5 protein-coding genes and 1 tRNA gene are annotated in these 4,259 nt (G+C 71.2%); 2 read left to right on the top strand and 4 right to left on the bottom strand.

All coding sequences use genetic code 11. From position 1 onward, the window contains the following. Nucleotides 1–1,107, top strand: a 1,107-nt coding sequence (locus FV223_RS21245; RefSeq protein WP_147728862.1) for an EAL domain-containing protein, incomplete at its 5' end; no start/stop codon positions are given. A gap of 31 nt (nucleotides 1,108–1,138) precedes the next feature. Here the strand turns inward: FV223_RS21245 and FV223_RS21250 are convergent. Together FV223_RS21250 and FV223_RS21255 are read right to left on the bottom strand one after the other, a co-directional pair. Continuing rightward, nucleotides 1,139–2,182, bottom strand: a complete 1,044-nt coding sequence (locus FV223_RS21250) for a MaoC family dehydratase (RefSeq protein ID WP_147728863.1) — start codon at nucleotides 2,180–2,182, stop codon at nucleotides 1,139–1,141. 108 nt (nucleotides 2,183–2,290) lie between these two features. Continuing rightward, nucleotides 2,291–2,593, bottom strand: a complete 303-nt coding sequence (locus FV223_RS21255) for a YggT family protein (protein ID WP_147728864.1) — start codon at nucleotides 2,591–2,593, stop codon at nucleotides 2,291–2,293. Between the two features lie 118 nt (nucleotides 2,594–2,711). Here FV223_RS21255 and FV223_RS21260 point away from each other — a divergent pair. Further along, a tRNA-Ala gene (locus FV223_RS21260) sits at nucleotides 2,712–2,787 on the top strand. A gap of 257 nt (nucleotides 2,788–3,044) precedes the next feature. Here FV223_RS21260 and FV223_RS21265 read toward each other — a convergent pair. Together FV223_RS21265 and FV223_RS21270 are read right to left on the bottom strand one after the other, a co-directional pair. Continuing rightward, nucleotides 3,045–3,674: a methyltransferase domain-containing protein gene (locus FV223_RS21265; protein ID WP_147728865.1), complete on the bottom strand. Its 630-nt coding sequence runs from the start codon at nucleotides 3,672–3,674 to the stop codon at nucleotides 3,045–3,047. A gap of 119 nt (nucleotides 3,675–3,793) precedes the next feature. Further along, nucleotides 3,794–4,039: a hypothetical protein gene (locus tag FV223_RS21270; RefSeq protein ID WP_147728866.1), complete on the bottom strand. Its 246-nt coding sequence runs from the start codon at nucleotides 4,037–4,039 to the stop codon at nucleotides 3,794–3,796. Nucleotides 4,040–4,259: the final 220 nt, after the last annotated feature.

Consider the following 4,259-nt stretch of genomic DNA (forward strand, 5'->3'; position numbering starts at 1 on the left):
CTCCTGGCCCGGCTCGGCGAGGACGAGCTCGCCGTGCTGCTGGCCGCGACCGAGCCGCCCGGCGAGGCGGATCTCGAGGCCGGCACCGAAGCCTGCGCCGAAGCCCTGTTCGCCGCGCTCGCCGAGCCCGTCACCGTCGGCCACCACGTCCTGCATGTCGGCGCGCGGATCGGCGCCGCGCAGGCGCCGCGCGACGGGGCCGACGCGGCCGAACTGATGGCGGCGGCCGACCTCGCCCTCGAGCGCGCCCGCCACATGGGCCCGCGCGGCTACCGCGCCTTCACCCCCGCGATGCGGGATGCCGCCAAGACCCGGCGCGACCTGCAGGATGCGCTCCTCGACGGCCTCGCCGCCGGCGAGGTCGCCCTGCACTACCAGCCGCAGATCGAGCTCGCGACCGGGCGCCTGCGCGGCGTCGAGGCCCTGATTCGCTGGAACCATCCGACCCGCGGGCTGCTCGCGCCGGCCGAGTTCCTGCCGGCGATCGAGGCGAGCACCCTGGCGACGCGCTTCGGCCAGTGGTGCCTCGACGAGGCCTGCCGCCAGGCGGCCGCGTGGCGCAAGGCCGGCCTGCCGCGGATCGGCGTGGCGGTGAACCTGTTCGACGCGCAGATCCGCGCCGGCACCCTGGCCGAGGTGGTGATCCAGGCCCTGGCGCGGCACCGGCTGCCGCCGGAGATCCTGGAGCTGGAGGTTACGGAGATGATCGCGCTGGCCGACGCACCCGCCACGCTGGAGCCGCTGCGGCGCCTGCGGGCCCTCGGCGTCGGCATCGCGCTCGACGATTTCGGCACCGGCTACGCCTCGCTCTCCACCCTCAAGAGCTTCCCGCTCACCAAGCTGAAGATCGACCGCGGCTTCGTCCGCGACGTGCTCCACGACGCCCACGACGCGACCATCGTGAAGGCGGTGCTCGACATCGGCCGCAGCCTCGACCTGATCGTCATCGCCGAGGGGATCGAGACGCCGGAGCAGGAGGCGGCGCTGATGGGCATGGGCTGCCGCTACGCGCAAGGGTACCGCTACGGCCGGCCGGTGCCGGGCGATCTCCTGGGACGTCGCCTCGCCGAGCCCGTTCCCGCCAAAGCCTTCTCCCGCAGCGCCTGAAGCCGGTGCGGGACGCGCCCGGGGCGGGCCGTCACTTCGGCATGAAGGCCCAGTAGTCGAGGTCGAGGATGACGCTCGGGTGGTAGCCGTCGCCCTCGCGGCCGGGATGCGCGGCGCAGGGCTGGTTCTTGGTGGCGACCGTGCGCAGCCGCAGCAGGCCGACATCGCCGCGACCGGTCTCGGCCGTGTCGAGCACCTCGCTCCAGGCGTAGACCGTGTCCCCGGCAAACAGCGGCGCCACGTGCCGGCCGGCGTTGATGCCCGCGATGGCGAAGGCGTTGGCGAGCCCGTTGAAGCTCAGGGCGCGGGCCAGCGAGATCACGTGGCCGCCGTAGATCAGGCGCCGGCCGAAGCGGGTCTCCTTGCAGCTCAGCGCGTCGAAATGCACTTTGGCCGTGTTCTGGTAGAGGCGCGTCGCGATCTGGTGCTCGGCCTCCTCGACGGTCATGCCGTCGACGTGGTCGATCTTCTCGCCGACCGCGTAATCGGAGAACCGATGCGGGCTGCCGGCGAGGTCGAGATCGTAGGCCGAGACGTCGAGCGGGGGCAGGGCGCCTGCGAGGTCGGCCGGGTCGACCACCTTGGCGAAGCTCGGCACGTGCTCCTCGGCGATCGCGGCTTGCGGGTCGCGCTTGCGCACCAGCACCCAGCGGCAATAGCTCAGCACGGTCTCGCCCTTGGCGTCCGAGCCGGTCGAGCGCACGTAGACGACGCCGGTCTGACGGTTCGAGCTCTCCTTGAGGCCGATCACCTCGGAGACGGTGGACAGGGTCTCGCCCGGATAGACCGGACGGCGGAACCCGCCCTCGGCGTAGCCGAGGTTGGCCAGCGCGTTGAGCGAGATGTCCGGCACGGTCTTGCCGAACACCACGTGGAAGGTGAGCAGGTCGTCGAGCGGGCTGCGCGGGTAGCCGATGCCTTGCGCGAACGCGTCCGACGACTGCACCGCGAAGCGCGGGCCGTAGAGGGCGGTGTAGAGCGCGACGTCGCCGGTGGTGACCGTGCGGGGCGTGGCGTGGCGGATGGTCTCGCCGAGGCGGTAATCCTCGAAGAAGCGGCCGGGATTGGTCTTCATGGGGCTCGGGGATCTCCGCGTCCGGGCGCGACGGTTTCGAGGACGGTGTGCGGCGGGTCGGCCGCCGGCGCGCGGGTCCCACGATCCTGAGGATCGCGGGACCGGCCGTCAGCGGGCGTAGACGTAGGAGTCGGCCGGCACGAACTCGTGCAGCAGGCGGCTCACGAACAGCAGCAGCAGGATCAGGATGATCGGCGAGATGTCGACGCCGCCGAGGTTCGGCAACAGGTTGCGGATCGGGCGCAGCACCGGCTCGGTGATCCGGTAGAGCACCTCGCCGATCTGCGAGACGATCGGGTTGCGTACGTTCACCACGTTGAAGGCGACGAGCCAGCTGAGGATCGCGCTGGCGATGAGGACGTAGATGAAGAGCTGGACGACGGTGTCGAAGAGCCAGATCAAGGAATTCATGCGCGAAACACGTGTCCTCGTGCGCCCGCGCGGGACGCCGGAACGGCGACGCGACGGCGGCGGGAATCGGGAATTGACAGTTCGATCGGCGCAAGCCTAAAAGGCCGGCGCCTTGGACGGGGCTGTAGCTCAGATGGGAGAGCGCCGCAATCGCACTGCGGAGGTCAGCGGTTCGATCCCGCTCAGCTCCACCAGGCTTTCCTGGTGGTCGATCGTCAGGTGAGGTCCGGCCGCGATAACGCCGCCGCGACAACGGGTTGAGGCCCGCCATCAGCATTTCTGCGATCCTGCGGATCGGCGGCGCGCACGCGCTCCGAGCCTGTCGGCCGGCGGCGTTCCCGCCGTCCTGCGAGCCTTCGGTCGACGCAGGGTCTGAAGGCGTCGCGACCGCTCCCGGCACGGGCCGCCGAAGCGTGCGGGCGGGACCGAAGCCCGATCCTCGCGCCGCGCTCTACGGAGCGGTCCGGCCGATCACGGCGCGCAGCGGATCGCCCGGGGCCCCCTCCGGCAGGACGACACGGGTCTCGACGGTCGGGAAGCCGGCCTGGCGGAGATAGAGATCGATCAGCCGCGCCTGGTCGTCGCCGCCGAGGGCCTGCCAGATCGCCACGGCCTTGGTCGGGAAGCAGCGATTCGAGAAGGTGATGATCACGGGTGCGTCCGGGCGCAGCACCCGCGCGGCCTCGCGCAGCACGGCGACCGGATCCTGCAGGTACTGCACCCCGACGCAGACGAGGACGGCGTCGATGCTGCCCGCCTCCAGCGGCAGGGCCGGGTCGCCGTTGAGGTCCTGCACGAACGAGGCCGTCAGGCGGGGATTGGCCGCGAGCTCGCGCCCGTTGAGGCCGTGCCCGATCACGGCGGCGTAGGCCATCTCCGGAGGCAGGTGGCTGACCCAGCTCGACATCAGGTCGAGGAGGTGGCCGCCGGCCGGGAGCAGGGCGCGGTAGAGGTCCGTCACGGCCGCGATCGCCGCGTCGTCGATGTGGGTGACGAACCGGGGCTGGGCGTAGAACAGGGCGTCCGGCGCCTGGTCCCGCTTGAGGAACGCCTCGGGCGGAAGCTGGGGAAGGCTCGTCATGGCGTCACTCCGTTCGGGATCTCGTCGCGCCTCGCGCCGCCATGCGACGGCGCCGTGCGCGGTGGCATCCATCGCCCGGCCCGACGAAGGCCGCTTGCGCGAGAGGCGATGCCGTAAGCTCAGATGTCCTGCCGGAGGTGTTCGCCGGGCGGCCGGAAGGGAAGCGCCAGCACCTTGCGTCCCTTCAGATCGTGCACGCTCACCTGCCACTCCGCCCAATCCGTCTGCCCGTCGAGCGTGACCATCAGGGCTTCGGCGACACCACGCGCCTTGGCGGGCAGCCTGTGCGGCAAGCGGATGTCCTTGCCGACCGTGTCGACGACGCATTCCAGGCCGTTCGTGCAATGGAAACGGTAGCGTGCCATGGCGGTGCAACTCCCTGAGCGACCGGGTCGAATCTCGTTCATGATATGTTCTGAAATCCGTCGAAGGCAAACGGGTTCCGGTGCGAACAGCGTCGCGCGGTCACGACGGGGTGGATAAGCACCTCGACGGCATCGCCCTCGCCGGCGCGCCGGCGCCCCGCTTCCAGGCGACGCTGGTCCCGCGCCCGCATCAGGCCGCGGCCGCCGACGCGATCCTGGC

Origin of the sequence: Methylobacterium sp. WL116 (genome assembly GCF_008039455.1) — a bacterium.
Lineage (GTDB): Bacteria > Pseudomonadota > Alphaproteobacteria > Rhizobiales > Beijerinckiaceae > Methylobacterium.